This is a genomic window from Rhodococcus yunnanensis NBRC 103083 (assembly GCF_001895005.1).
Lineage (GTDB): Bacteria > Actinomycetota > Actinomycetes > Mycobacteriales > Mycobacteriaceae > Rhodococcoides > Rhodococcoides yunnanense.
On sequence record NZ_BCXH01000005.1, the window covers coordinates 175,422 to 201,265 of the forward strand.

The window sequence follows — 25,844 nt, forward strand, 5'->3', positions numbered from 1 at the left end:
AAGAGCATGGTAGCGGCCTACGCGCCACCGTTCGCGCGGCTGCGGCCGCTGACCGGCGAGTTCCGCAATCTCTACACGGTGCTGGCGGCGTTGTTCGTCGCCGTCATCGCGGCGTGGGCACTCGCCCCTGGCGTGTTCACCAGCCAGGACCCGTTCGTGGGAATCACCGCGAACAACTTTCAATCGCCGTCGTGGCAGCATCTGTTCGGGACCGATCAACTGGGCCGGGACATCTTGACGCGGGTCATCCACGGCACCAGGTCGGCGGTACTGACCGCGTTGTTGGCCGTTGCGATCGGGTTGCTGGCAGGCAGTGTCGTCGGGCTCGTGGCCGGATTCTTCGGCAAGGGCGTCGACGCGGTTCTCGGACGCGTCATCGACACTCTGCTCGCCATACCGGGTTTTCTCCTGGCCGTCATCGTCGTGGTGTCCCTCGGTTTCGCAAGCGTCAATGCGGCCATCGCGGTGGGAATTTCGTCGATCGCGGTGTTCGCCAGACTGATTCGCTCGGAGACGCTACGCGTGAAGAATCGGGCCTTCATCGAGTCCTCGCAGCTGATCGGGGGTGGCAAGGTGGTGGTGCTGTTCCGGCACGTCCTGCCGAACGTCTACAGATCGGTTCTGGCGCTTGCGGTCCTGCAGTTCGGGCTCGCCATCATCAACGTCTCGGCGTTGGCGTTCCTCGGCTACGGAAACCCGCCGCCGAGCCCGGATTGGGGGCTTCTCGTCGCCGAGGGCAAGGACTTCTTCTATCGCTATCCGTGGTTCGTCTACGCACCGGGCATCGTCATGGTGCTCTCGGTGCTGGCACTGAACCAGCTGAGCAAATCGATCGGCAGGAACCGAGCATGACAGCACTCTCCGATCTGCAGGTCGACATCGACGAGAGCACGAGCGCGCCGGCGCTGCTCTCCGTCCGCGATCTCGCAGTGTCCTACAGCGGAAACCTGAAAGAACCGACGGTCGCCGATGTTTCGTTCGACGTGCATGCCGGTACGACGGTGGCGATAGTCGGCGAATCGGGGTCGGGTAAATCGACCGTGGTGAACGCTGTGCTCCGCCTGCTCGGAGATCGCGTCGCGGTCGGTGGGACCGCGAAGTTCCGTGAGCGCGACGTACTCGGTCTGCGTGAGCGCGACTTCAGGCGAATCAGAGGGCGGCACATCGGATTCGTTCCACAGGATCCGACGGCGTCGCTCAACCCGGTTCGACGCATCGACCGCCAGATATTCGAAGCATTCACCTCGTCGGGTCTGCCGGAGTACGCGAAGCCGAAACGGTTCCACGAGCAGGCGATCGAACTACTCGACTCCGTCGGCATCGCCGCGCCCGAACGTGCACTGCAGTCGTATCCACATCAGCTGTCCGGCGGCCAGTTGCAGCGCGTACTCATCGGCATCGCGATATCGCAGCGGCCCGCGCTGATCGTCGCCGACGAGCCGACATCGGCGCTCGATGTGACGATCCAGAAGACCATTCTGGATCTCATCGACCGGTTGAAGGCCGACCGTGGTCTCGCGGTGCTGCTGATCACCCATGATCTGTCACTGGCGGCCGAGCGGGCCGACACCGTCGTCGTGCTCAATTCCGGTCGGGTGGAGGAGTCCGGTACCTCTGCCGACGTGCTTCGCCGCCCGCAATCGGCGTATGCGAAGGCGCTGATTTCCGACATACCCAGCATCGACCCCGATCGCTTCGCGGCATCGAGGGCCGAGCGAGCCCAACCGGACAACGAGCCGGCACTGGCCGTGGAGGACGTCCACAAGGTCTTCGAGGTCGGCAAGCACCGAACCACCGCACTAGGCGGTGTGTCCTTTGCCATTCCGTCCGGCCGAACCCATGCGCTGGTGGGCGAATCCGGTTCCGGCAAGTCGACTCTCGCGCGCATCGTGTTGCGGCTCGAAGAACCCGACGACGGCCGTGTGCTCGTCGCCGGGCAGGACATCGCGCACCTGCGAAAGCGTGAGCTGCGTGACGCGCGGCGGCACCTGCAGTTGGTGTACCAGAACCCCTTCCACTCGCTGGACCCGACGTTCTCCGTCGAACAGCTCGTGGCAGAGCCGTTGGTTCGATACAAACTGGGATCGCGAGCCGAACGCCGCACCCGAGCCATCGAAGTCCTCGACCTGGTCGGCCTCGACGAGACATTTCTCGCTCGCGGTATCCGTCAGCTGTCCGGTGGGCAACGCCAACGAGTGGCGATTGCTCGGGCACTGAGCCTGAGTCCCCAGGTCTTGGTGCTCGACGAACCGACGTCGGCGCTCGACGTCACCGTCCAGGCGCAGATCCTGCAGGTGCTGGTCGACCTGCAGGTGAAGTTGGGTGTCAGCTACCTGTTCATCTCGCACGACCTCAGCGTCGTCCGGCAACTGGCCGACACCGTCACCGTCCTGCGGCGGGGTGAGGTGCAGGAGCAGGGCGCCACCGAGGACGTCTTCTCGAATCCGACGAGCGAGTACACCCGAAGACTCGTCGAATCCATTCCGAAAGCCTCCACCGGATCAACGCGTGGACCGTCCGGCCACGTTCGAAGCAACAGCCGAAAGGAAGTCATCTCATGACCGCTTCACCCGACACAGCAGTAGGTGTGGATGTTGTTCCCGTCGCGGGGTACATCGGTGCCCAGATCACCGGCGTCGACCTCCGGGAGAACCTGGACGACGCCACCGTCGCCGAGATCCAGAGGGCGTTGAACGAGTACAAGGTGGTGTTCTTCCGCGACCAGGAGATCGGCCACGCCGAGCAGGTGGCCTTCGCGCGGCGCTTCGGCAAGGTGACGCCCGCGCACCCGCACGAGGAGAACCCGCCGGAAGGTTTCCCCGAGATCCTGCCGATCGACAGCCGTCGGTACGACAAGAATCTCGGCCGCAAGCGCACATCCTACGATCACAGCTGGCACACCGACGTCACCGCGTTGATCAATCCGCCTGCGGCGTCGATCCTGCGATCGGACATTCTCCCGCCGTACGGCGGGGACACCGCATGGACCAATCTGGTTGTCGCGTACCAGAACCTGCCCAAGGAACTGCGTGACTTCGTCGACACGCTCTACATCAAGCACCAGTTCCAGACTCGTGCGGCCGAAGGCAGCCAGCGTGACCGAAAGGTCAAGGAAGCCAACCTCGTTTCGTACCACCCCGCGGTGCGGGTACACCCGCTCACCGGCGAGCGCGCGTTGTTCGTCAGCCCCGGTTTCACCCGCGGTGCGCGTGAGATCCGCGGCTTCAGCCCGGATCAGAGTGAGGCGCTGCTGAAGTTGCTGTGGTCCGAGGCGACGAAGACCGAATACACGGTCCGATTCCAGTGGAAGCCGGGCAGCGTCGCGTTCTGGGACAACCGTGCCACCGCGCACCTCGCGATCGCCGACGCAGGCCACCTCGACCACGATCGTGTGCTCTACCGCGTCACACTCGAGGGTGATGTGCCGAAGGGCGTCGACGGCCGTGAGTCCGAGTCGGTTTCCGGTGAGCCCTTCTACGGCGCATGAGCAAGTACCTTCGCTTCACGGTGAATCTGATTCCCGGTGCTCTGCAGCGGGAAGACGGTTCACACCCGTTCATCGACATCGAGGACTTCGTCCGCTCGGCGCAGCTCGCCGAGCGGGCGAGGCTCGACGCGGTGTTCTTCGCGGATTCGCAGGGGATCCCGCCGGACGGGCGCGGGTTCTCCTATCTCGATCCGTTGGTGGTGTTACCTGCTCTGGCACGGGAAACCGAACACGTGGGCCTCGTGGCCACGGCGTCGACGACCTACGGAACGCCGTACGCGTTGGCTCGGTCGATTCTGTCGCTCGACCACATCTCGCACGGACGCGCGGGATGGAACATCATCACCACGATGGAACCGTCGGTCGCGCGGAACTTCGGGCTGAGCTCCCCGCCGTCTCGGGAGGACAGGTACCGCCGGGCAGGCGAGTTCGCCGAAGTCGTCGACAAGCTGTGGCAGTCGTGGCAGGACGACGTCGACCAGACGTGGGATCTCGATGCGTTGAACCGCGCTGCTATCGATCATCGCGGTGAATTCTTCTCTGTCGCAGGTCCTCTGCAGCTACCGCGGTCGCGCCAGGGAAGACCCGTTGTCTTCCAGGCGGGCGGGTCGGATCAGGGAATCGACACCGCTGCGCGTTTCGCCGACGCCGTCTTCTCGGTCGGCCTGGAAGAGGAGACCTCGCGTGACTACCGGGAGCGGCTGAACAAGGAGGTGCGCAATCGTCGCGGAGAGTCGGCGAGCGCGCTGGTTCTGCCGGGGATCTTCCTGACCGTCGGTAGTACGACCGACGAGGTGGCGCGGCTGCTGCACGAGGCGGAGCAGGCCATCGACGGCACCGCGGTGCTGCACCGCTTCGCCTCCAGGTTCGACCTCGATCCGGACACGCTCGATCTGGACGGGCCCGTGCCCGCGGAGGTCGCGGTCACCGACAGCAGTCGGTCGATCGGATTCGCGCAAGGCGGCGTCGAACTGGCCCGCAGGAACGCCGATCTCACGTTGCGCAGGTTCATCGTGCTCGGCGGCGGCGGACACCGGCGGATATTCGGGACGCCGCAGTCCATCGCCGACGAACTGATCGGCTGGGTCGATCGCGGTGCGGCCGACGGCTTCACGGTGTTCGTCGAGTCGCTGCCGCAGTTCGCCGAGCACATCGTGCCGATTCTGTGGGAACGTGGCGTACATCGGCGTGAGTACACCGGAACGACGTTGCGTGACAACTTTGCTCAGCATCAAGGCTGAGCAGCTCTTACACGAAGGAGAACAGTGACTGATACATCGAAGCGAAAGCTCGGCAGCACAGGGCCGTCGGTATCGCCGATCGGCGTCGGATTCATGAGCTTTCGGACCGGGGCAGGTCCCGACGACGAGAAGGCCGCGCGCGACGTCGTCGACGCAGCCCTCGGGTCTGGAATCTCGTTCTTCGACACCGCAGACGTCTACGGACCCGAGCACAGCGAGATCCTCCTCGGCCGTGCACTGAAGGGGCGTCGCGACGAGGCCACCATCGCCACGAAGTTCGGTAACGCTCTGGACCGCGGCACCAACCCGAACGCCCGGATCAACGGTAGTCCCGAGTACGTCAGGGCGGCTATCGATGCATCGCTGCGTCGGCTCGATGTGGACCATGTCGACCTGTACTACCTGCACCGCGTGGACCCCACGGTCCCGATCGAGGACACCGTCGGAGCCCTGAAGGAGCTCGTCGAGGCAGGGAAAGTGCGCCACATCGGGTTGTCCGAGGCGGGCCCGAAGACGATCCGCAGGGCACACGCCGTGCATCCGATCGCAGCTGTGCAGAGCGAATGGTCGCTGTTCAGCCGCGACATCGAACTCTCGACGGTTCCGGTCACCCGTGAGCTGGGCATCGCGATCGTTCCGTATTCGCCGCTCGGCCGGGCATGGCTGACCGGAGCGGTACGGACGCGCTCGGACATCAAGAAGCAGCTCGCGCAACATCCGCGTTTCGCGGAGGAGAACTTCGAGACCAACCGAGCCCTGGCCGACGAGGTCGTGGCCGTGGCAGCGGAACTGGAGGTGCGACCCTCGCAGGTGGCGCTTGCCTGGGTGCTGGGACGTGGCGACGACGTCGTACCGATCCCCGGTACTCGGCATGCCGAGTACGTACGTGAGAACGCAGGCGCACTGACGGTCGAGCTGTCCTCCGACCAGGCAGATCGACTGGGCAAGCTGGCCGACCAGGTGGCCGGCCACCGGTCCGTTCAGCCGCAGAACCTCGGCACGGAGGCGCCGGAATCGGCCAAGTGAGCCAGATCACCTACAAGTAGATAGGAAATAGAGGGAACCGGCGGTAGTTTCGGTGGGTGGCATCATTCGAACTCGTGGCTCGGCGCCACGTGGACCTCATGCGTGCCACGTGCGCTGCGTGTCGTAGCTGACTTCTGCATTCGTCCGAGTCGGCCTTTCGTCGTCGCCCACCCGCCGCCGGCACTTCTGCTTCGAATCGGAAGTGCGGCGCTTCTTCGTGAATGAGATCCCAATGTTGGTGCAGGATTCGCCGTACTTCCAGGATTCGCCGCTTGTCGAACGGTTGCCGCTCGCAGGTGCACTCTGATGCTCGATATCCGACGCATGATGCTGCTGTGCGATCTGGCCGATCTCGGGTCGGTATCCGCGGTCGCCAAGCGCCGCGACATCAGTAGTTCAGCTGTGTCGCAACAACTCCGCGTGCTGGAACACGAGGCCGACGCAACGCTCTTCCATCGGGACGGCAGGACGCTCGGCCTGACGCGGGCCGGTGAGGTCCTCGTCGAGCATGTGCGTGTCATCATTGCTGCCGTCGACGAAGCTGCCAGTGCCGTCGCGGCCACCCGCGCAGGGACTGCAGGGCAGGTGACGATTGCGTCGTTCAACATGGGGATCTCGATGCTGGCGGCGCCCGTGGTGTCGCGTTTGGCCACTCGGGTACCGGATCTGCACATCGAAATACAGCAGGGCAGTGCCGAGAGCGCGCTTCGGATGCTTCGACGAGGCGAACTCGATATCGCGATCACGTGCAGGTACGAGTTCGAGTCGCAGTCCTCGTCGTCGGCACTGAGCGAGATCGCGCTGATGGACGAGCCCCTGGTTCTGCTGGCGCCGCCGAACAGGCACGCGGGGGTCCGCGCGCACGGTTCGGCGACACTCGCCGACCTCCCCTGGGTGACGGGATTGGCAGGCACCGGGTTGAGTTCCGTGCTGCAGCACCGTGCCGATTCCGACGCCTTCACTCCCAAGATCAAGCACCGTGTGATCGGGGCACAGAACATCTGCATGCTCGCCGCCACCGAAGCTGCGGCTGCAGTTGTTCCGAAAATGGCTGTGCCACAGCATCTCGAGCACTTCGTCGTCGACGGACTCGACGTCGGTGCACGTGCCATTTCGGCGGTGGTTCGGGAGGGGCGTCAGCGGGATCCCAACATCACACTCGTCCTCCGCGAGATGCACGCCATCGTCGCGGACAGTATGCACGAGCCACTCGACGTGGCTGTATGACCGAACACGAACGGAGCACAGCATGAGCCGCGAATTCCTCTGGTACATACCCAATTCGGTCGAGCCCGGCCACCGCGGTGACGACACCGTCGAGGGCTGGGGCACGCTGGACTTCTCCGTCGAACAAGCCGTGCTGGCCGAGAAGCACGGTTGGGGCGGGGCGCTGATCGGCACCGGATGGGGCAGGCCCGATACCTTCACCGTCGCCACGGCACTCGCTGCCCGCACCGAGACCTTCACCCCGCTGATCGCAATACGGCCCGGCTACTGGCAGCCCGCACACTTCGCGAGCGCGGCAGCGACGCTGTATCAGCTCTCTCGTGGGCGGGTGTTCGTCAATATCGTCAGCGGCACCGACAATCTGGATGCATACGGTGACGGAGAATTCGACAAATCACGCCGCTACGACCGTACGCGTGAGTTCCTTCGGATCGTTCGCAAGCTCTGGGCAGAAGAGAACGTCAGCATCGAGGGCGAGTTCTGGAAGGTCGAGAATTCGACCGTCGTACCCCGGCTCCCCGACGGCGGAAGGCCGCGACTGTACTTCGGAGGTGCCTCCGCGGCCGCCGAGGAGGTCGCCGCCGCAGAAGCGGACGTCCAGCTGTTCTGGGGCGAGCCACTCGAGGGGATAGCAGAACGGGTCGATCGGTTGAAAGTGCTGAGCGACAAAGTCGGTCGCGAGCACGCGCCACTAGAGTTCGGCTTGCGTGTCACCACGTTGATCCGCGACACGGCCGAGGAAGCATGGCGGGACGCGGAAGCGAAGGTCGCGCAGATGGCCTCGCAGGTAGACCCGCTGCGGCCGGCAAATCCTCGTGCCGCCACCGGTCAGCAGCGGTTACTGGACCTGGCCGACCGCGGCGATGTTCTCGACACCAACCTCTACACCGCACCGGGCCGTCACGGCGGCGGAGGAGCCGGGACCACCTGGCTGGTCGGCACGGCGGCAGAGGTCGCCGCATCTCTCGAGCGATACGCGGAACTCGGCGTCAGCCACTTCGTGCTCTCGGATACCCCGTACGCGCGTGAGATCGTGCGCATCGGGGATCAGCTCCTGCCGTTGCTGCGCTGACGCGCCAACCGGGCGCAGTGAGAGTGGACGTCACTGCGCGCGGTAGGCGTAGCGACTTCAGAAAAAGCTGCTTTTCGGGGGCGTCGTTCCGTTGAGTTCGTAATCACCGAGAATCCGTAGCTTGTACGACCCCGGGTTGTGCGAGGACAGCGTGCGGATATTGCGCCAATGTCGGTCGAGGTTCTTGCTCCGACTCGGCGTCGAGCCACCACCCAGTTCGAAAATCAGCCACGCTGTCTGTGCGGCGAGTTCGTCGACGAACACCTTTGCGCGTGCCGAATCGAGCGACGCCGCGAGGAGGGCTTCCTCGCGACCTTGACCGGGAGGTTGCGCCCATGCGGCCTCCAGCGATGCTGCCGCTGATCGAACTGCCGAGGTTATGGCAAAGCTGTTGGTCGAAATTCGACCGACGGTGCCCTGGACGGCCTCCTCGTGTCGTGGTTCCTCCGCTGTGCCGTGGTAGTAGTTGCGGGCCCGGCCACGGACCAATGCCTGTGCGTCGGACAGAACGTTCGACACGATGCCCGCGATCACGGTGGTGAGATACAGCTGAGGGAAAGTTGCCGAGTACGAGTCGGATTCGTGCTCGAAGTCGCTCGGTGGAATCAGCTCGCTGTCGTGAACGACGACGTCGTTGTAGCGGGTGGTCCCGCTACCGGTCAGGCGCTGTCCGATGCCATCCCAGTCATCGGTGAGATCGACGCCGGCTCTGGACGACGGAATCGCCACCGTCACCGGTGAACCGTCGGCGTCGACGGCTTTCACGAACAGGTGGTCGACGTAGATGTTGCCGGTGCTGTAGATCTTGACTCCGGACAACCTGTACTCGCCATCTTGCCGAGTGAGGATCGTCGTGAAGTCGGTGGTACCGGCCTTCGGTGTCTGTGCCTCACTGAACGATCCACCGATCAGTTCGCCGTCGGCGACGTTCTGCAGCCAGCGTCGCCGGTGGCTGTTCGGCGGAGTTCTCAGTGTCTGTTCGACGAATCCGAAGTGGTTGCGAAGTGCGTGCGCAACACTGGGGTCTGCCTCGCCGAGTCGGCGCACGACGTCGAACAGTTCGACCAACGAGATTTCTTGTCCACCTGAAGATCTGGGGAGTCGAAGCGCACCGATTCGAGCCCGCTTCAGGTCGGCCACCTGATCGTGCGGTAGACCGACGCTCGCGTCGCGCTCTGCGGCGCCGAGCGCAAGTTCGTCGAACAACGCACCGAGGTCGACATCGGTCGACGCCAACGTGCTCATCGAGCCGCCGCCGACGTAGTTCCTGACAGCAGCAGATCTCGATCCCGGAGGTGCCGCTCGACCTCGACGAGTACCGTTTCGATTGTCCCGTTGTCCAACTGTGCGGCCAGGTCGGCCGCGCCGGCCTCGACCAGCAACGCGCCCAGACGATGTCGAACACGATCGACGATCCAGTCGAGGAATTCCCCGTCCGCGGTCGTATCGAATCCGATCCAGTGGTTCCGAACTCCCGGAGTCAGATAGTGATAATGCTCCTCGCCGGGAAAGGCGTCGAAGCGTAGGTGCTCGAGGCCGGTGGCGGTCTCGAAGACGTGCAGAGTCGGCCCTCCCGCCCACGGCGTATCGGACCCACCCTCGAACAACGCCCGTCCCTCGACACCGAAGGTGACCGTTCCGGCTGGATAGTAGGTAGTGGCCTCCTCGACGACGGGAAGTGGATCGCCTTCGTACAGGCGGCCGAGCCGAGTCTGGGTGTGAACGAATGCATCAGCCATAGGAATGTGAGCTTTCTGGTCGAGGATCGATGTGGCAATGCCTGACGATCGAATCGGCGCCGACACCGAAGCGGAAGATTCTGCGCCCGTACGCGTTCGCCTGCGTCTTTCGAACGTATGTCTCGAATATGACTCGGGGCAATGCTTTACGTCATGGTGCGCAAAACTATGCCGCGCGCTCGTCGATTCGCACAGTATGTAGGTACAGAAGAGTCCAGTCGATTTTCGGCCTCAGCTTCACTTCCAGCGCTTCGGGCCGTTCTGTCGGCGAAGTCGAAACCACAGGAGCACTCATCGTTCTCACATCGACCGCCGCGGATGTCCGCGACGGCAGGCAACTTCACCTCAATGCCAACATCACCGAAGCGGGCAAACATGCTGCGGCATGGAGAAAGCAACAGGATCCGCTGTCGTTCCTCGACATCGGATACTTCATGGATATCGGTCGAATCGCCGAGGGTGCGACATTCGATGCGGTCTTTCTCTCCGATTGGCCTGCGCTGGCGGAGAAACCGCCGTCGAAACCTTGGCAAGCCCTCGATCCGGCTTTGGTACGCACCGCTGTCGCATCCGCAACGGAGCACGTCGGTCTGATCGGGACGGTATCGACCTCGTTCGGACAGCCCTACGACGTCGCCCGAAAGTTCGCGACACTCGACATTCTCAGTGGCGGTCGGGCGGCGTGGAACATCGTTACCACGCACGGATTTGCTCGGACCACAGTTCGTTATGCGGTGGAAACTGGAATCACCGTGCGCGAATCGATCGATCGCAACGGCGGAGCCCACCGCATGGGCGTCGGCACCCCGGAACAGATCGCCGACGACATCGAGCTGTGGTTTCGCAGCCGTGCCGCAGATGGATTCAACCTCAACTTCGACGTGTATCCCGATGGTCTACAACGGTTCGCGGACCACGTTGTTCCAGAACTCCGTCGGCGAGGCATCTTCCGGCACGAGTACACCGAATCCACGCTGCGCGACAACCTCGGGTTGCCGAACGTCGACGCCGGAGAGGGAGCGCCGGTATGACCATCGACAGTGACTCGACCACGGCTTCAGGGCCGGCGACGGCGCCGAATCGCGGGCCGGTGGAGGCACCTTCTCGCCCTGCTGAACAGCTAGACAAGCACATAGTGACACTGGAGGCTTCGGGCGCGCCGCGCCGTTTTTCACTCCCCAGGGGTGGAAAGACCCTCGCGCGCATCGCGTTGCCGATCGCACTCGTGGTCGTGTGGGAGTTACTGTGCCGCGGCGGCGTCGTGCCGCCGACCAAACTCGATTCGCCGACCACCATCGCTTCGGCCTTGGCAGATCTGATCGAATCGGGCACCCTTCAGGAAAGCCTCGCGGTGTCTCTGCACCGCGCTGGACTCGGCTTTGCATTCGGCGCCGTCGTCGCATTGGTGTTGGGTGTCGTGGCAGGTCTGTCGGAATTCGGTGAACGAGCGTTCGACGCCCTGTTGCAGATGCTGCGCACAGTGCCCTTCCTTGCACTGATTCCGCTCTTCGTCATTTGGTTCGGGGTCGGCGAGCAACCCAAGATCACCCTCATTGCAGTTGCGTGCATCTTCCCGATCTACCTCAACACCTTCGCCGGAGTACGCAACGTCGATCCGAAGGTCGTCGAAGCAGCCACAGTGTTCGGACTGTCCAGGTTCGCGGTAGCCACTCGCATCGTTCTCCCGCTGGCGCTGCCGACGATCCTCGTCGGAATTCGCTACGCCATGGGTGTTGCGCTTCTCGCTCTCGTTGCGGCCGAGCAGGTCAACGCGAATTCGGGCATCGGCTACCTTGCGCTCTCTCCACGAGCGGCTCTGCGAACCGACATCGTGCTGGCCATCGTCGTCGTGTACGCGGTATTGGGCCTCGGCGTCGATCTGCTGGTGCGTGTCATCACGCGGCTGGCCTTGCCGTGGCATCGCACTCTCGTTCAGAAAGCAGGCGGGCAATGACCACCGACGGGTACTCGGTCGTCCTGAAGAACATCACCAAATCGTATGGGACGCGCAAGATCTTCGACGGAATCGACCTGAGCATTCGTAAAGGTGAGTTCGTGGCCTTGCTGGGTGCATCGGGATCGGGGAAGACGACGCTGCTTCGGGTCCTGCTCGGTTTGGAAAAGATCGACAGCGGCGACGGATCGGTGTCGGTGCCACGTTCGGTGGTGTTCCAGGAGCCGAGGCTCGTCCCCTCGCAGAAGGTATGGCGCAACGTCAACCTCGGGGTCGCACGTGCGGATCGGAGCAAGGAGCGAGCCGTCGAGGCATTGGGCGAGGTCAGTCTCGACCGACACGTCGACGTCTGGCCTGCAACGCTTTCCGGCGGTGAGGCGCAGAGGGTCGCCCTGGCGAGGGCATTGATCAGGGAACCTCGTCTGTTGCTGCTCGACGAACCGTTCGCCGCACTCGATGCCTTGACACGGCTGAGGATGCAGGACCTCGTGCGCCGGTTGTGCCGCAAGCACGAACCCGGCGTGCTGTTGGTCACCCACGACGTGGACGAGGCAATCCGACTCGCCGACCGCGTGCTCGTATTGAAGGACGCGCAGTTGTCCCTCGACGTCGAAATTCCCGGAGACGCTGCACCCGACACGGCCGAGCTGGCAGCAATCAGAATCAGGCTCTTTCGGGAGTTGGGAGTCGAGACCGAGATCGCAGTCCAGATCTAGTACACGCGCTCGAACCGCCCCAAGACACGGCAATCGAAAACTCAGGAGTATCAACACAATGCGTATACCTCGTCACATGAGCGCAGTCGGTGCACTGGCACTCGGATTGGCCATGGTCGTCAGTGGCTGCAGTGGTAGCGAATCAACAGAGTCGGACTCTGTGAGCTCGTCGGTTTCGTCGATCGTGAACGGCGTCGATGTCTCAGGTACGACGTTGCGTGTCGGCATTTTTCAAGATGTCACACGTGTCCAAACCGAGAACACGGAGTTCTTCGACGATACTCCGTACAACATCGAATGGGTGCGACTCAATGGAGCGGGTCCCACGGTGCAGGCGCTGGGCGGTGACGCAATCGATATCAGTTGGGGGCTCAGTGACACCGCCGTTCCGAAAGCGGCGGCAGAGGCCAAAGAAGACTGGACGGCAGAAAACGCGCGGCTGAAGATCGTGGCCTTGCTGAAGCCGTTCGATCCGGAGAACTATCCGTCGGGAATCATCGCTGCGAACAAGGACGCGGGAATCTCTTCTCTCGAAGATCTTCGCGGAAAGTCCTACACCTTCAACGAAGGTGGAAATGCGCACGCAGCAGCGGTGTTGGCCCTGTACAAGGCAGGTCTGACACGCGATGACGTCAATGTCCAACTCTTGCAGAGCGATTCCATAGCCTCGGCTATCACCACCGGAGCCGTGCAGGCGGGATCGAGCTCGACCAGTGCCCTTGCCGCTGCGCTGGATGCCGGTGCCGTCGAGCGAGTGGCGACCGCCGCTGAGGTGGGGTTCCCCGGATACGTATCCATCGTGGCGCGTTCCGGCGCGCTCGCGGACGCGAAGATCGACGCGGCGATCGGTGACTTCGTCGGGCGCGCCACCAAGTTCCACAAGTGGTCGGCAGCCAATCCCGACGACGTGGCCGACGCGTTCGTCAAGGCCCAGCAGCTGACCGACGAGCAAGCATTGCTTGCGGCGAAGACCACCGCATCGACCGTGCTTCCTGTCGGGCAGGATGACCCGGGCACCAAGGTGGAGGTCGATCTGACCGATCTTCTCGTCAAGTCGGGCTTCCTGCCGAGAGTAGTCGACGTGCGATCTCTCGTCGACGATCGTTACTCCGCGCAGATCGAAGCCGGTAACCAGTAGACCGACCAGCAAGGCGAATCACGAAACAATGCCCCGGCCGTGCCAGAGCCGGGGCATTGTGATTGTCGGTGCACCATAAATCTTTCGCGGGTCAGAACGGCGAACGGAGGCCCAAGTTCCCGCGCAGCGTGGTCGATTCGTAGTCCCTCCGGAACAGGCCGCGCCGTTGTAGTTCGGGGATCAGGTGATCCACCGTCAGTTCGAGTCCCGAATTGAAGAAGTCGGCATTGAGGTTGAATCCGTCTGCCGCACCGGCGCGAAACCACTCCTCGATCGTGTCCGCGATCTGCTCCGGTGTTCCGACGACGACTCGGTGGCCGTTGGGGTTCCGGCGCAGCAGCTCCCTGACCGTCAGGTCCTCCTCGCGCGCGAGGGTGAGGATCGCGGAGGTGAAGCCCTGGCTGGACGTCGAGCGAGCAGCCGCGGCGTCGATTCGGTCCCACGGCAGGCGTCGGTCGAGTTCGAGGTGTCCCGGATCCAGACCGAGAGTGCGGGACAGAGATTCGATCTCGGTATCGAAGCCTGCCACCTCGTCGAGCCAATCCTTGCGTCTCTTCGCCTCGTTCTCGGTGCTCCCGATGATCGGAAGCAAGCCGGGCAGCACGAGTATCGATTCCGGTTCACGGCCGTAGGTGGATGCGCGCGATTTGATCGTTCGATAGAACTCCTGCGCCGCGGGCAATGTGTGGTTCACGGTGAACACGGCGTCCGCATGTCGTGCGGCCAGGTCGATGCCCTGTGGGGAACCGCCGGCCTGCAGCAGTACCGGATTGCCCTGCGGTGAGCGAGGAACGTTGAGTGCACCGCGCACTCGAAAGTACTTCCCCTCGAAATCTATCGGGTGAATTCGGGAGAGATCGGCGAACTTGCCCGACGCCTGATCGGCTACGAGTGCTCCGCGCTCCCAGGAATTCCACAGTGCCTTGACGACGCGAACCGACTCCTCCGCGCGGCCGTAGCGTTCGTCGTGAGATGCGACGCCGTCCTGGCCGAACAACTGAGCCGCGGAGTCGGATCGAGTGCCGACGACGTTCCAGGCGACCCTGCCACCGGACGCATAGTCGAGCGAGGCGATCTTGCGAGCGATGTTGTACGGATGATCGAAACTCGACGACACCGTCGCTACCAATCCCACATGCTCGGTCACCCGCGCGATGGCGGTGAGCGGAATGATGGGGTCCAACGACTGCCACGGACGTACGGCGCCTGCATAGTCGTAACCGTCTGAGAAGAACACGGCATCGAGCAGTCCGCGCTCGGCTGTTCGGCCGATCTTCTCGAAGTAATCAAGATCGAGAAATCCGAGTGGATCCTCCTGCACGCGCCACGAGGCCGCGTGTCTGCCGCTACTCGTCACGTTGACATTGAGGTGAAGTTTACGTTCGGTCATGGTGGCTTTCCGTGAGGTCCGGCGAGGCGTGTAGGTCGGTCAGGTGGCGTAACGGATGTCGGCGACGACAGCGTCACGCTCGGGGCTCATGTCGGGACCACGGTGAGTGCGTAGCGGCTCGGTGGGACCGGAATGCCGAAGTGCTCTCGCAGGGTCGTGCCGGAATACTCGGACCTGAACAGCCCGCGCCTGCGTAGCTCCGGGACGACATGATCGACGAAAATCTCCAAGCTCGCCGGAAAGACGTCGAAATTGAGGTTGAATCCATCTGCGCCGCGCGTCAGGAACCACTCTTCCATGTGATCGGCGACCTGCTCCGGTGTGCCCACTACCTGGCGATGGAATCCGGCGCTGTGTTGGATCAACTGCCGGACGGTGAATCGCTCCGAGAACGCCAGGTCTGCGGTGGCCGCCAGCATGCCGTGTGACCCGGCGAAGTTCTCCGTCGACGAAACCTTCTCGTACGGAATCTCGCGATCGAGCTTCAGCTCTGCAGGGTCAAGACCCAATGTCGCTGCCAGTCGTGGAATCTCGCGGTCGAAGTCGAACAGTTCGTTCAGCCGGGCCTTTCGCGCCGTTGCCTCTGCCTCCGTGGACCCGACCACCGGGAAGAATCCAGGAAGCACGAACAATTGCTCGGGGTCACGTCCGTGTGCGGATGCACGAGATTTGATGTCTCGGTAGAACTCCTGAGCGCCGTGCAGCGTGGTCTGCGTGGTGAAGATGGCATCGGCGGCCCTGGCACCGAATGCTCGGCCCGGTTCCGACGAGCCTGCCTGCACGATCAACGGGCGGCCCTGCGGTGATCGAGGCGAGACAGCAGGACCTCGTACCGAAAAGAACTCGCCCACATGGTCGATGGTGTGAATTTTGGAGCCGTCCGCGAACACCTTCGACAGTCGGTCGCCGACAATGGCGCCGTCTTCCCAACTGTCCCATAGCTTGCCGAGTACATCGACGAACTCCTCCGCCCGTCGATAGCGCATCCGGTGATCGGGTAGCGCGGACAGGCCGAAGTTCAGCGCGGCGGTCGGCGAATAGGTGGTGACCAGATTGACTGCAGCTCGGCCCCGACTGACGTGGTCGAGAGTGGCGTAACGCCTGGCGAGGCCGAACGGATCGTTGAACGTGGTCGAGGCGGTACCGACCAGACCGATGCGCTCGGTTGCCACTGCAAGAGCTCCGAGCAGCACGCTGTTGTCGAGTGCTTGGTAAGTGTCGACCGGCGGTTCCGCGGGGACCGCGGAGAGGTCGGCGAGGAACACTGCGTCGAAAGTTCCTCGCTCCGCGATCCGTGCGATGTTCGTGTAGAAGTCGACGTCCACGAACAGATTCGGATCGTCCTGCAGCTGCCACGCCCCTGGATGTCGGCCGCTGCCGGTGACATTGACGTTGAGGTGCAGTGTGCGCGTGTGGTGCCTCGAGACGGTCACTGGGTGAACTGTGGATCGAAGATCGGGTTGTAGGCGATCGCGATGTCCCGCTGGTTCTTCACACCACCGGCCTTGAAGGCCTGATCGACCGTGAGTTGCTGCTTGGCGATCAGTTCGGGATCACCCAGCTTCAGCAATCTGGTCGTTGCCGACGCATCGAAGTTGATGTTCGCGATCTCCTCGGTCTGCTTCAATTCGTTCCTGTAGACCTCGATGACCTCGTCCTTGTGCGCCGGATACCACTCGGTCCAGAAAGTGTCGTACCTGCCGAAGAAGTCTCGAAGGGCGTCGACTTTGGCGGGATCGTCGAGGACATCAGGGCGGGTGATGTGGCTTCCACCACCGACGATGGTGTACAGCTCCGGATTCGTCGGGAGTGCAACAGCGTCTCCGGTCGACAGGAGACGCTGCACGGAACCGTACGTTGTCAGTACCGCGTCGACTTCGCCTGCGACGAACGCGGCGGCCGCGGCTTGATTGTCCGCAAGAGCGACCGGCTGAACGTCCGCCGGTGTCAATCCGGCTTGGAACAATGCGATCACGTAGGCGGCGTAGATGTTGCCACCGACGTTGTAGGCGATCTTCTTGCCCCGCAGATCGGCAAGAGTATCGATCCCGGCGGACTTCTGCACGAACAATGACGGCGATGGGTACGGCGAATCGATCTGGTTGTAGATGGCGATGGCCTCGATCGCAGCCTGCCCGGTCACGTTGGGGTCGTCCTTCTGGTTGGCCGCCTCGACTGCGGCGGTGCCCGCACCGGTCAGCCCGACGTCGATGGCCTTGGAGTGCAGCGCCGAAATCTGCGCTGCGGGCCCGCTGATGACGGGCACGTCGAGCTTGTAGGGCAGATCCTCGAACAGCCCGGACTTCTCGAACAGTGCTGGGTAGTCGGCGGTCTGGACACCGAAGGTCAGCGTCGGAGTATCTGCGGATGCGGTACCGAACGAAGAAGAATTTTCCTCGCTGCTCGCGTTCGAACCGGCGCATGCGGCGACGAGCCCGCCTGCGAGGACCAATGCGATGACGGCAAGAGACCGGCGTGACTTGGCCGGCCTCGGTTGTGCGAACCGGGACACGATGGCAGCGCTCCTAATTTTCGACGAGTGATTCCGGACGAATCGGTTTTCAGTGAGGGTTCGTCACCGAGTCGACCACTCCGAGTTGGTCGAGCAACAGTGCGCGGAGTTCGAGAAATCGGGGGTCGGTGCGCGGACGTGGCTTGTCGATGTCCACCGGTACATCGAGCTCGACAGAGCCGTTGTTCAACACCAGGATTCGATCTGCAAGAAGAATGGCTTCGTCGACATCGTGCGTGACGAGAACCACGGCTGGACGGTGCAGTTCCACGAGCTCGGCGACGAGATCCTGCATCTTGATCCGGGTCAGCGCGTCGAGCGCTGCGAACGGCTCGTCGAGAAGGAGTAGACCAGGCTCGGTGACCAGTGCGCGCGCCAACGCGACACGCTGAGCCTCACCACCCGATAATGTGACCGGCCACGCACTCCCGTGGTTCGACAGACCGACTTCGCTCAGCGCGGCATCCGCTCGTGACCGCAATTTTCGAGGGCTGTGTCCACCGAGAACCACGTTGCGCCACACTCGACGGGATGGGACCAACCGTGGCTCCTGGAACACGACAGAGCGTGCTCGCGGTACGACCACTCGACCGCTGTCCGCGGAGTCGAGGCCGGCCAGTATTCGAAGGAGGGTTGTCTTGCCGGTTCCCGACGGTCCGAGCAGCGCAACGAATTCACCGGACCTCAACTGCAGATCGATTCCATCGAGAACCGGGCGATCACCGAATGCTCGTCGTACATTCCTGATGTCGACGACGGCATCAGGGATGTCAGCCGATGGTGACATGTGGCCTCCACGGGAGTGCGTATCGTTCGATCAAGCGCATGACGACGTCGACGAGGATTCCCAGGATTGCGTAGACGAGAATTCCGGCGATCACGATGTCGGGGCGCTGATTCTGGTTCGCGTTGTTCAACAGATAACCGATGCCCTCACGGGCGTTGATCTGCTCGGCGAGTACCAAGGCGAGCAGTGCGACGCCGGATGCGTATCGGATTCCGGTCAGCGCGGAGGGAAGAGCAGTGGGCAGAATAACTCTCGTGGCCAGCCGCCACCCCGACAGGCCGAAAGTCTGCCCGGCCTCCACCAGTTTCTTGTCGACGCCACGCACACCGTGATAGGTGTTCAGATACACCGGGAACACGGTTGCGGCAGCGATCAATATCAGCTTCGGTTGTTCGCCGATACCGAACCAGGTGATGAACAGTGGAAGGACCGCGATGAACGGGATGGTTCTCAGCATCTGCAGCGGTGCATCGAAGATCTCTTCACCGATCTTCCACAGCCCGGCAGTGAGGCCGAGTACCAGTCCGATGCTCACCCCGGCGAGCAGTCCAATTCCCGCCCGCTGCAAGGAGATCGGCAGCGCTGCATTCAGGTCACCCGCAGACCAGAGTTCTCTGTAGGCCTCGAGAATCGCGCTCGGGGGCGGAAGCGTGAACTCCGTCGTCCATCCCAGGGCCGACGACAGCTGCCAGAGTGCGACGAGCGCGAGCGGTACGAGAACCCGGAGTGCTCGGCCTCGCCACGTACGGAACACTCCGCGCGAGACGTGCCGACCGGACTTCGGACTCAGGTCCACGAGCGGCGTCGAGGTTGCGGCGCCTCGTTCGATGGTCGTCTCGGTCGTGGGGCGTACATCGGTGGGTGTAGCCGTCATGCGCTGGCTCCCGTCCAGTTCCGGCGAATCTCCGACATCAGTTGAAGGACTTGAACGGAACGGTGTCGTCCTCGCTCAGCTCGGCGACGAGGCCCAGCTCCCAGGACAGGTAGCGCCGGAAGCCTGCCTTGCGCTCTTCCGGATCGGTCTCGCGCCAACCGGACCTGACGACGTCGTCGCCGGCATGGAGCCACGACGCGTTCTCGGTGTCGAGAGCGAACCCGGCCTTCGTCCATGCATCGGTGCCGCCGTCGAGCACGCGAATCGGCCTGGAGGTGACCGCGGACAGCTCGGTGGCAGCCAAGCGTGCGAGCACACCGTCGGTGCTGGTCAAGGTGATCGCACCGGCACCGGAAATCTCGCTCACCGACTGTGCGAGGCGAGAGCGGATGGCAAAGACCGACCCCGGTATGTGACCGGCCACGTAACTCGGGCTCGGCTGTAGGTCGATGACGGTCACCTCGGCTGTGCCCAGCTCGGTGTTCAGCGCCGTCGGGTCGATCGACGAGTAGCCGTCGTCGACGACGCCGAGCACCGTGCGCGCCACCGGACCTGTGTTCAAGTCGGCATCGGACAGGGCGTCCTCGAGCACGAAGACTTCACCCCATCCGAACTGCACGATCCACGAGGCGGCGACGGTTGCGCGTACCAGGTCGTTGTCGATGAGCACGATGCGTGAATTGTGAACCGCGATGTAACGGAACACCCATGGTGCAACATCCCAGCTGGGGGCCGAGAGCGAGCCGGGAAGGTGACCTGACTCGAACTCCTCGGGCGTGCGCACGTCGAGCAGGTAGAGGGACCGCTCGTCGCGGTTCTCCTCGAACGATCGAAGGGTGGCGCTGTCAATCGTGCGCACACCGAAACGTTCCGCGATGCGCGCGGCAGCCGCCTTGGCCGATTCGAGCGACGAGCCCGTGGGAAGCGGCGCAGCCGAGCTCGTATCGTGCACGAGCTGATGGCCCTCGAGAACCCAGGACTGCGTGCCGCCTTCGAGAGAGACGACGCGGTTCTGCAGCCCGGCGTTGATCAAGACCTGCGCACCGAGAATGCTTCGAGTTCTCCCCGCGCAGTTGACGACGACCAAGGTGTCCGGCGACGTGACCACTTCGCCTGCGCGATAGACCAACTCGGCACCGGGGATGGACGTGCCGCCTGGAAGGCTGTGATTCTCGAACTCACCGATGGGGCGGCTGTCGAGAAGGACCACGTCCTCGCCCGCGTCGACCTTCTTCAAGAACTCGGGAACGCTGATGTGCGGGGTCTGGTAGATCTCCTCGATCCACTCACCGAACGCCTGCCCGATCACATGTTCACCGCCTGTTTGGACTTTGAAGCCCGCCTCGGACCATGCGCGCAGTCCACCTGTCAGAACCCGTACGTTGGTGTACCCCAGTTCGCGAAGACGACGAGCGCTGCGGTCCGCCAGTTCGTCGTCACCTCCGTCGTAGACGACCACCGCGGTGGATCGCCGAGGAATGAGGGCATCGACCCGCAGTTCCAGCGCGCTGGCGGGCAGCGAGACGCCGAGCAGGATGGATCCGTGCTCAGCGGTGATGCGGGGTTCTCGGACGTCGATCAGCGCGTACTCCTCGGCGCTCGTCAGGAGTGTGTGGAGGGCGGCTGCGTCGATGGTTGAGCTAAGGGTGCTGGTCATGGGTTTCCTCCTGGAGTACTTCGGTCGAAAAGTGGTCAGTAGTAGATGAAGCCCGGCACTCCGCCGCCGGCGAGGATGCCGTCTCCGGTGATGGCCACGCTGCGCGGAGATGCGAGGAATGCGACGACCCACGCGACTTCTTCGGGTTCGACGATGCGGCCGATGACGTTGTCGACCGGGATGTCCTGGTCGTTGTCTGCGTGGTCCTGTCTGAGCGACAGATAGCGTTCGGTTCGTGTGGGACCGGGGTGCACGACCGTGACGTTGATTCCGTGCGGACCCAGTTCGTCGGCGATGTTCTTGGTGAGTGCGGTGACCGACGCATTGCGTACCGATCCGATGACGGAGACGGTTTGGCGCGCACCGGTTCCGCTGATATTGATGATGCGGCCCCACTTGTTCTCGATCAGATGCGGCGCGACCGCGCGAATGGTACGCAGATAACCGATGACCTTGACGTTGATCTGGCGCTGGAACCACTCGTCGTCTGCGTCGATGTAACTGGAGCCGTGCTGAGCGGGCTGTTCCGCGGCGTTGTTGACAAGAATGTCGATTCCACCGAGCGAATTCACCACCGTCTCGACGAGCTTCTGCACCGACGCATCGTCACCGGTATCGGCGGTGACTGCGAGTGTCTTGGTACCGGTCTCGGCGGTGATCCGCTCGGCCGCGGACTCGATCACCTCGGTGCGGCGCGAGGTGATCGCCACCGACACCCCGTTGCGGGCGAGCTCGAGTGCGATCGCGTATCCGATACCTGTTCCTCCGCCGGTCACGAGTGCACGCTTGCCGGCAAGATCGAGAGTCATGGATGGCCTTTCCGAGTGGGTATCGATGAACTATGTTCTTGTGCATCGGTATTGACAATGATTGCGATCAGACTGAATTTCTGAACTCACGCGTAAGTTTTTCTTGAAGGTTCGGCGTGCTCACTTGCTCGCGTTGTCGACACCGTTCGCGTCACCGTGATCGCAACCCTTCGCCGAAGGCTCGGGACAACCTAGTGTGGCCTTCCACGGGCCGGTCGGTCCTGCTTTCTTCCGTCCTGAACGAAAGTAGTGCGTTCGCAAATGTCGACGTTGGTGCTGAACTCCGTGATCCGCGCAATCGGGTTCACCCAAGGGGCATGGAGACATTCGTCGTCGCGTGCCGACGGAGCCCTCGATCTCGACTTCTACCGCAGCTACGCCGAGATCTCGGAGCGGGGGCTGTTCGACGGGCTGTTCATCGCCAACACGCCGGCTCTCCACGACAACGAGTGGTCGTACCTGTTCTCGCCTCTGGAGCCGGTCGCTCTACTGTCCGCACTGGCGCCCTTGACCACACACATCAAACTCATTGCAACCGTGTCGTCTTCGTTCACGCACCCGTACAACATCGCTCGGCAGATCGCGACGGTCGACCATTTGAGCAGCGGCAGAGCAGGCGTCAACATCGTGACCACCGGATCCGAATCTGCCGGGCAGAACTTCGGGTTCGACGAGTTGCCGCCGCACGCCGACCGGTACGAGCGCGCCGACGAGTACATCGAAGTTCTCCTGAAGCTGTGGGACAGTTGGGCGCCCGACGCCATCGTGCTCGACAAGATCGCAGGCGTGCAGGTACGACCGAACGCCGTCTCGGCCATCGATCACCGTGGGCGACACTTCTCGGTCAGAGGACCGCTCGACACGCCGCGCTCACCGCAGGACCGGCCGCTGCTGTACCAGTCCGGATCGTCCGATGCGGGTAGGAGACTCGCAGCCAAATACGCCGACGCTGTCTACACCGTCCAGCAGGAGATCGACCAGTCTCGGGAGTTCAGACGGTCCCTGCACGAGTTGCAGGCACGATTCGGGACGCCGAGGCCGCCGGTGAAAGTGCTTCCAGGGCTGATCCCGATCATCGGTCGCACCCAACGCGAGGCCGAGGATCTACACGAGGAAATCAGTGCGCTCAACCCTCCCGAGCGCGGAATCGCCTCGTTGGAACAACGGCTTTCGGTGGATCTGCGCGGCGCAGCATTGGACGACCCCTTTCCGATCGAGCGCCTTCCTGCACTGTCCGAGGTGGAGGGGAGCATCAGCTCCCACGAAGCGATCCGGCGGTTCGTATCGGGGCCGGATGTCACACACCGGGGCGTCACACTGCGCCAGGTGCTGCGCATCACCGACTCCGGTAACAGCCACCTGCGGGTGGTCGGAACTGCCGAGCATGTCGCCGATCGGATCGAGGAATGGTTCGTCAGCGGGGCCGCCGACGGATTCAACATCAACCCCGCAATAACACCGACCGGATTGACCGACTTCGTCGATCACGTCGTACCGATTCTGCAGGACAGAGGAATCTACCGCGAGTCGTACGAGGACGTCGACAGAAGTCTCTCGAATGTCACTGACAGAGTGAGGAACTCATGAAGAAGATACGAAAGCTGTCCGCCGTGTTTCTCGCGGTGGGTCTGCTCGCCGGTTGTTCGCAGGGCGCAAGCCAGTCCGCATCCGACGCCACCGGGCCATCGGGAGAGCCCCAGAAAGGCGGAACGGTCGTCTACTCCGACGTCATGTATGTCACCGACGCGTTGAGTGGGTTCTACTCGACGGGCAACCTGTCGCTGCAGCTGGTCGACCGGCTGGTCTACATCGACCCCTCGAACGGAGAAGTGACCCCTTGGCTGGCAGAGGCCTTCTCGCGCAACGACGACGCAACGCAGTACACCTTCACCATTCGCGACGGCGTCACCTTCAGCGATGGGTCGGCGCTCACCGCGGATGTCGTCAAGGCGAACCTCGAACAGATCGCGAAGGGCGATCCCGACAAGAAGATCCCGGTCTTCAGCGAGTTCGTCGGGTACGACAGATCCGAGGTATCGGGTAACACGGTAACGGTGTTCCTGAATCAGCCCAACGCCAACCTGTACCGCGTTCTCGCGGGTCACAGGTCCGGTATTCGCGGTGAGGCCACACTGGCTCGCGACTACGAAGGGCAGTCCAAGATCGAGAACGTCATCGGCTCGGGCGCATTCGTCTACGCATCGCACGTGCCGGATCAGAAGGTCGAGCTGACGCGTCGGGACGACTATGCGTGGCCGCCCGCGGTGTCCCCGAATCAGGGACCGGCATACCTGGACAAGCTGGAGCTGCGCGCCATCGGCGAACCAGGTCTTCGAGCCGGAGCGGTGCAATCGGGTCAAGTCGACGTGGCACGCGGGATCCAGCCGACGGACGAAGCATCTCTTGCCGCGTCGGGCAACCAGGTCATCTCCGTCCCCGCGCCACTACTGACCACCAACATCGCGGCGGTCCGCATCGGCAACGAGGAGTTGTCGGACGTGCGGGTGCGCCGAGCACTCCAGCTCGGTATCGATCGCCAGGCTCTCGTCGAGACGGTGTTGTCGGACAGCTATCGGCCGGCGGAGTCCGTGCTCAACCACGACGATCCGGCCTTCACCGATCTCAGTGGTGAAATCGGGTACGACCCCGAGGAAGCAGCCGCGCTTCTCGACGAAGCCGGTTGGGTCGAGGGCGCCGACGGCGTGCGCGAGAAGGACGGCAAGAAGCTGGAACTGAGCATCTCTGCGTCCGTGCAGAGCGTCGTGATCAGACCGGCGTTCGAGTTCATCGAGTCGCAGTGGCGTGATCTCGGCGTCGGCCTCGTCAACAACGCAGGCGACACCACGGCGTACAACATCGCTGTCTCCGACCCCACCAAACCGCTCATCGGCACACGGACCGGGTACAACGTCGGTCTTGCTTTGCTGTTCGGCCGGGACAAGAACACACTGACGTTCGCGGCGGATCCCGAGCTGCAGGAGTTGTCCAAGCAAGAACTCAGCGCAACGGACGAAGCCGACCAGGCACAGGTTCTCGGCGAGATCCAGAAGCAGGTCATCGACAAGCATCTGGCGTTGGTTCTGTGGGACGAGGTTCAGGTCCATTCGGCCACACCCGAGGTGCACGTCGAGTTCGACACACTGACAGAGCCGCTCTTCCAGAGCGCATGGAAGACCTCGTAGGGCGCAGGCGGACGATGAACGGGAGGGGTCGATAGTGTTGCGCTACACGGTGACTCGTATAGGACAGTCGCTCCTTGTGCTGCTTCTGGCATACACGGTCGTATTCTGGGGTGTCACATTGCTCCCGTCCGATCCGGCCGAGATCTTCGTCTCCAAGGGTGAGGCGTACTACAACCCCGAGGTCGTCGAGCAGGTCAAGCAGTTCTACGGATACGACAAGCCCGTGCTCGTGCAATATTTCGGCCAGTTGGGACAGCTCGTGACCGGCAACTTCGGATTCTCGCTGTCGAGTGGGCAGACCGTGATCGAACGAATCGGCGACGTGGTGGGGGAGACGTTGAAACTCGCCTCGGCGGCCACTGTTTTCGCGCTGATCTTCTCCGTCGCGATCGTGGTGGTGGCGACGGCGGGCAAGTCCGTCAGGTTGAGGAATGCGGTTCGAAACATCCCACCGCTGTTCAGTGCCGTGCCGACGTTCTGGCTCGGTCTGGTCATCCTGCAGATATTCTCGGTGCAACTCGGTTTGTTCTCGTTGTTCCCCGACGGTTCCGTCCTGTCGTTCGTCATACCTGCTCTCGTCCTTGCGGTTCCGATCTCGGCGCCCATTGCGCAAGTGTTGCTGAAGAACGCGGAAAGCACTCTCGGGCTGCCGCACGTGAACACCGCGCGAGCGAAAGGTGGCACGCCGGGATGGGTGTTTCGCAAGCACGTACTGAAGAATGCGGCAGGACCGGCGCTCACCGTGACCGCCACTACTGTCGGCGCTCTGCTCGGCGGCTCGGTCATCACCGAGACGGTGTTCTCGAGATCAGGACTCGGCTCGGTCCTCATGGACGGCGTTGCCAACCAGGATATTTCACTCATCCAGGGTCTGGTCCTGTTGACGACCGTCGTCATCGTTGCGGTGAACCTCGCCGTCGACCTCGTGTATCCGATACTCGATCCGCGAGTGACGAGAACTCAGATCAAAGGATTCAACACCCGCCTAGGTAGGTTCAATTGAGTGAGAACACAACGACGGTCGAGGCCGGGA

General features: G+C 63.0%; 23 protein-coding genes. 14 read left to right on the forward strand and 9 right to left on the reverse strand.

The genetic code is table 11. The annotated features are described in order from the left end of the window. The first annotated feature begins 6 nt into the window (after window positions 1-6). From RY1_RS10925 to RY1_RS10955, 7 genes are all read left to right on the forward strand, one after another. On the forward strand, window positions 7-852 hold the full coding sequence (locus RY1_RS10925) for an ABC transporter permease (RefSeq protein ID WP_072803569.1): 846 nt from the start codon (window positions 7-9) through the stop codon (window positions 850-852). Then, on the forward strand, window positions 849-2,561 hold the full coding sequence (locus tag RY1_RS10930; protein ID WP_072803570.1) for a dipeptide ABC transporter ATP-binding protein: 1,713 nt from the start codon (window positions 849-851) through the stop codon (window positions 2,559-2,561). Before RY1_RS10925 ends, RY1_RS10930 begins: the two co-directional genes overlap by 4 nt. Continuing rightward, on the forward strand, window positions 2,558-3,487 hold the full coding sequence (locus RY1_RS10935) for a TauD/TfdA dioxygenase family protein (protein WP_072803571.1): 930 nt from the start codon (window positions 2,558-2,560) through the stop codon (window positions 3,485-3,487). The genes RY1_RS10930 and RY1_RS10935 overlap by 4 nt, the downstream gene beginning before the upstream one ends. Further along, window positions 3,484-4,728: an NtaA/DmoA family FMN-dependent monooxygenase gene (locus RY1_RS10940; RefSeq protein ID WP_072803572.1), complete on the forward strand. Its 1,245-nt coding sequence runs from the start codon at window positions 3,484-3,486 to the stop codon at window positions 4,726-4,728. Before RY1_RS10935 ends, RY1_RS10940 begins: the two co-directional genes overlap by 4 nt. Window positions 4,729-4,752: 24 nt before the next feature. Next, the gene (locus RY1_RS10945) at window positions 4,753-5,754 is read left to right on the forward strand and encodes an aldo/keto reductase (protein ID WP_072803573.1); all 1,002 of its coding nucleotides are present in this window, start codon (window positions 4,753-4,755) and stop codon (window positions 5,752-5,754) included. 306 nt (window positions 5,755-6,060) lie between these two features. Continuing rightward, window positions 6,061-6,981 carry a LysR family transcriptional regulator gene (locus tag RY1_RS10950; RefSeq protein ID WP_072803574.1) on the forward strand — a complete coding sequence of 307 codons (921 nt, stop codon included), beginning with the start codon at window positions 6,061-6,063 and terminating at the stop codon, window positions 6,979-6,981. 22 nt (window positions 6,982-7,003) lie between these two features. Further along, entirely contained in the window at window positions 7,004-8,053 is a 1,050-nt protein-coding gene (locus tag RY1_RS10955) for an LLM class flavin-dependent oxidoreductase (RefSeq protein ID WP_072803575.1), read from the forward strand. 57 nt (window positions 8,054-8,110) lie between these two features. On the opposite strand, the gene RY1_RS10960 is transcribed toward RY1_RS10955, so the two are convergent. Both RY1_RS10960 and RY1_RS10965 read right to left on the reverse strand, forming a co-directional pair. Next, entirely contained in the window at window positions 8,111-9,298 is a 1,188-nt protein-coding gene (locus RY1_RS10960) for an acyl-CoA dehydrogenase family protein (protein WP_072803576.1), read from the reverse strand. After that, window positions 9,295-9,792, reverse strand: coding sequence for a DUF7700 domain-containing protein (locus RY1_RS10965; protein ID WP_072803577.1), 498 nt, complete (start codon window positions 9,790-9,792; stop codon window positions 9,295-9,297). Before RY1_RS10965 ends, RY1_RS10960 begins: the two co-directional genes overlap by 4 nt. 293 nt (window positions 9,793-10,085) lie before the next feature. Between RY1_RS10965 and RY1_RS10970 the strand changes: the two genes are divergently transcribed. From RY1_RS10970 to RY1_RS10985, 4 genes are all read left to right on the forward strand, one after another. Beyond that, window positions 10,086-10,823: an LLM class flavin-dependent oxidoreductase gene (locus RY1_RS10970; RefSeq protein WP_281249969.1), complete on the forward strand. Its 738-nt coding sequence runs from the start codon at window positions 10,086-10,088 to the stop codon at window positions 10,821-10,823. Further along, a complete protein-coding gene (locus RY1_RS10975) occupies window positions 10,820-11,746 on the forward strand; it encodes an ABC transporter permease (protein ID WP_084727335.1) in 927 nt (308 codons plus the stop codon). The genes RY1_RS10970 and RY1_RS10975 overlap by 4 nt, the downstream gene beginning before the upstream one ends. Then, the gene (locus tag RY1_RS10980) at window positions 11,743-12,462 is read left to right on the forward strand and encodes an ABC transporter ATP-binding protein (protein ID WP_072803579.1); all 720 of its coding nucleotides are present in this window, start codon (window positions 11,743-11,745) and stop codon (window positions 12,460-12,462) included. The genes RY1_RS10975 and RY1_RS10980 overlap by 4 nt, the downstream gene beginning before the upstream one ends. A 76-nt stretch (window positions 12,463-12,538) precedes the next feature. Beyond that, complete coding sequence (locus RY1_RS10985; RefSeq protein WP_169914655.1) at window positions 12,539-13,600, forward strand: ABC transporter substrate-binding protein; 1,062 nt, start codon at window positions 12,539-12,541, stop codon at window positions 13,598-13,600. A 91-nt stretch (window positions 13,601-13,691) separates the two neighbouring features. On the opposite strand, the gene RY1_RS10990 is transcribed toward RY1_RS10985, so the two are convergent. The 7 genes from RY1_RS10990 to RY1_RS11020 form a co-directional block, all read right to left on the reverse strand. Continuing rightward, window positions 13,692-14,990, reverse strand: a complete 1,299-nt coding sequence (locus RY1_RS10990; RefSeq protein WP_072803581.1) for an LLM class flavin-dependent oxidoreductase — start codon at window positions 14,988-14,990, stop codon at window positions 13,692-13,694. A gap of 86 nt (window positions 14,991-15,076) precedes the next feature. Continuing rightward, window positions 15,077-16,423 (reverse strand): LLM class flavin-dependent oxidoreductase, encoded by a 1,347-nt coding sequence (locus RY1_RS10995; RefSeq protein WP_072803582.1) that lies wholly within the window; start codon window positions 16,421-16,423, stop codon window positions 15,077-15,079. Beyond that, window positions 16,420-17,502 carry a PhnD/SsuA/transferrin family substrate-binding protein gene (locus tag RY1_RS11000; RefSeq protein ID WP_072803583.1) on the reverse strand — a complete coding sequence of 361 codons (1,083 nt, stop codon included), beginning with the start codon at window positions 17,500-17,502 and terminating at the stop codon, window positions 16,420-16,422. Before RY1_RS11000 ends, RY1_RS10995 begins: the two co-directional genes overlap by 4 nt. Window positions 17,503-17,551: 49 nt before the next feature. Beyond that, complete coding sequence (locus RY1_RS11005) at window positions 17,552-18,289, reverse strand: ABC transporter ATP-binding protein (RefSeq protein ID WP_072803584.1); 738 nt, start codon at window positions 18,287-18,289, stop codon at window positions 17,552-17,554. Further along, window positions 18,273-19,163: an ABC transporter permease gene (locus RY1_RS11010; RefSeq protein ID WP_139279807.1), complete on the reverse strand. Its 891-nt coding sequence runs from the start codon at window positions 19,161-19,163 to the stop codon at window positions 18,273-18,275. The genes RY1_RS11005 and RY1_RS11010 overlap by 17 nt, the downstream gene beginning before the upstream one ends. 37 nt (window positions 19,164-19,200) lie before the next feature. Beyond that, window positions 19,201-20,820, reverse strand: a complete 1,620-nt coding sequence (locus RY1_RS11015) for a rhodanese-like domain-containing protein (RefSeq protein WP_072803585.1) — start codon at window positions 20,818-20,820, stop codon at window positions 19,201-19,203. Window positions 20,821-20,855: 35 nt separating this feature from the next. After that, on the reverse strand, window positions 20,856-21,629 hold the full coding sequence (locus RY1_RS11020; RefSeq protein ID WP_072803586.1) for an SDR family NAD(P)-dependent oxidoreductase: 774 nt from the start codon (window positions 21,627-21,629) through the stop codon (window positions 20,856-20,858). A 261-nt stretch (window positions 21,630-21,890) separates the two neighbouring features. Between RY1_RS11020 and RY1_RS11025 the strand changes: the two genes are divergently transcribed. From RY1_RS11025 to RY1_RS11035, 3 genes are read left to right on the forward strand one after another with little or no spacing between them, the layout of a single operon-like run. Further along, window positions 21,891-23,216 (forward strand): NtaA/DmoA family FMN-dependent monooxygenase, encoded by a 1,326-nt coding sequence (locus RY1_RS11025; protein WP_072803587.1) that lies wholly within the window; start codon window positions 21,891-21,893, stop codon window positions 23,214-23,216. Further along, window positions 23,213-24,811, forward strand: coding sequence for an ABC transporter substrate-binding protein (locus RY1_RS11030; RefSeq protein WP_072803588.1), 1,599 nt, complete (start codon window positions 23,213-23,215; stop codon window positions 24,809-24,811). The genes RY1_RS11025 and RY1_RS11030 overlap by 4 nt, the downstream gene beginning before the upstream one ends. A 49-nt stretch (window positions 24,812-24,860) precedes the next feature. Then, on the forward strand, window positions 24,861-25,814 hold the full coding sequence (locus RY1_RS11035) for an ABC transporter permease (RefSeq protein WP_371829462.1): 954 nt from the start codon (window positions 24,861-24,863) through the stop codon (window positions 25,812-25,814). Window positions 25,815-25,844 lie beyond the last annotated feature (30 nt).

Bases quoted from the DNA above. Each gene is read 5' to 3' on its own strand.
- RY1_RS10925 (WP_072803569.1), top strand. From the start codon at position 7: ATGGTAGCGGCCTACGCGCCACCGTTCGCGCGGCTGCGGCCGCTGACC.
- RY1_RS10930 (WP_072803570.1), top strand. From the start codon at position 849: ATGACAGCACTCTCCGATCTGCAGGTCGACATCGACGAGAGCACGAGC.
- RY1_RS10935 (WP_072803571.1), top strand. From the start codon at position 2,558: ATGACCGCTTCACCCGACACAGCAGTAGGTGTGGATGTTGTTCCCGTC.
- RY1_RS10940 (WP_072803572.1), top strand. From the start codon at position 3,484: ATGAGCAAGTACCTTCGCTTCACGGTGAATCTGATTCCCGGTGCTCTG.
- RY1_RS10950 (WP_072803574.1), top strand. From the start codon at position 6,061: ATGCTCGATATCCGACGCATGATGCTGCTGTGCGATCTGGCCGATCTC.
- RY1_RS10955 (WP_072803575.1), top strand. From the start codon at position 7,004: ATGAGCCGCGAATTCCTCTGGTACATACCCAATTCGGTCGAGCCCGGC.
- RY1_RS10960 (WP_072803576.1), bottom strand. From the start codon at position 9,298: ATGAGCACGTTGGCGTCGACCGATGTCGACCTCGGTGCGTTGTTCGAC.
- RY1_RS10965 (WP_072803577.1), bottom strand. From the start codon at position 9,792: ATGGCTGATGCATTCGTTCACACCCAGACTCGGCTCGGCCGCCTGTAC.
- RY1_RS10975 (WP_084727335.1), top strand. From the start codon at position 10,820: ATGACCATCGACAGTGACTCGACCACGGCTTCAGGGCCGGCGACGGCG.
- RY1_RS10980 (WP_072803579.1), top strand. From the start codon at position 11,743: ATGACCACCGACGGGTACTCGGTCGTCCTGAAGAACATCACCAAATCG.
- RY1_RS10985 (WP_169914655.1), top strand. From the start codon at position 12,539: ATGAGCGCAGTCGGTGCACTGGCACTCGGATTGGCCATGGTCGTCAGT.
- RY1_RS10990 (WP_072803581.1), bottom strand. From the start codon at position 14,990: ATGACCGAACGTAAACTTCACCTCAATGTCAACGTGACGAGTAGCGGC.
- RY1_RS11005 (WP_072803584.1), bottom strand. From the start codon at position 18,289: ATGTCACCATCGGCTGACATCCCTGATGCCGTCGTCGACATCAGGAAT.
- RY1_RS11010 (WP_139279807.1), bottom strand. From the start codon at position 19,163: ATGACGGCTACACCCACCGATGTACGCCCCACGACCGAGACGACCATC.
- RY1_RS11015 (WP_072803585.1), bottom strand. From the start codon at position 20,820: ATGACCAGCACCCTTAGCTCAACCATCGACGCAGCCGCCCTCCACACA.
- RY1_RS11020 (WP_072803586.1), bottom strand. From the start codon at position 21,629: ATGACTCTCGATCTTGCCGGCAAGCGTGCACTCGTGACCGGCGGAGGA.
- RY1_RS11025 (WP_072803587.1), top strand. From the start codon at position 21,891: ATGTCGACGTTGGTGCTGAACTCCGTGATCCGCGCAATCGGGTTCACC.
- RY1_RS11030 (WP_072803588.1), top strand. From the start codon at position 23,213: ATGAAGAAGATACGAAAGCTGTCCGCCGTGTTTCTCGCGGTGGGTCTG.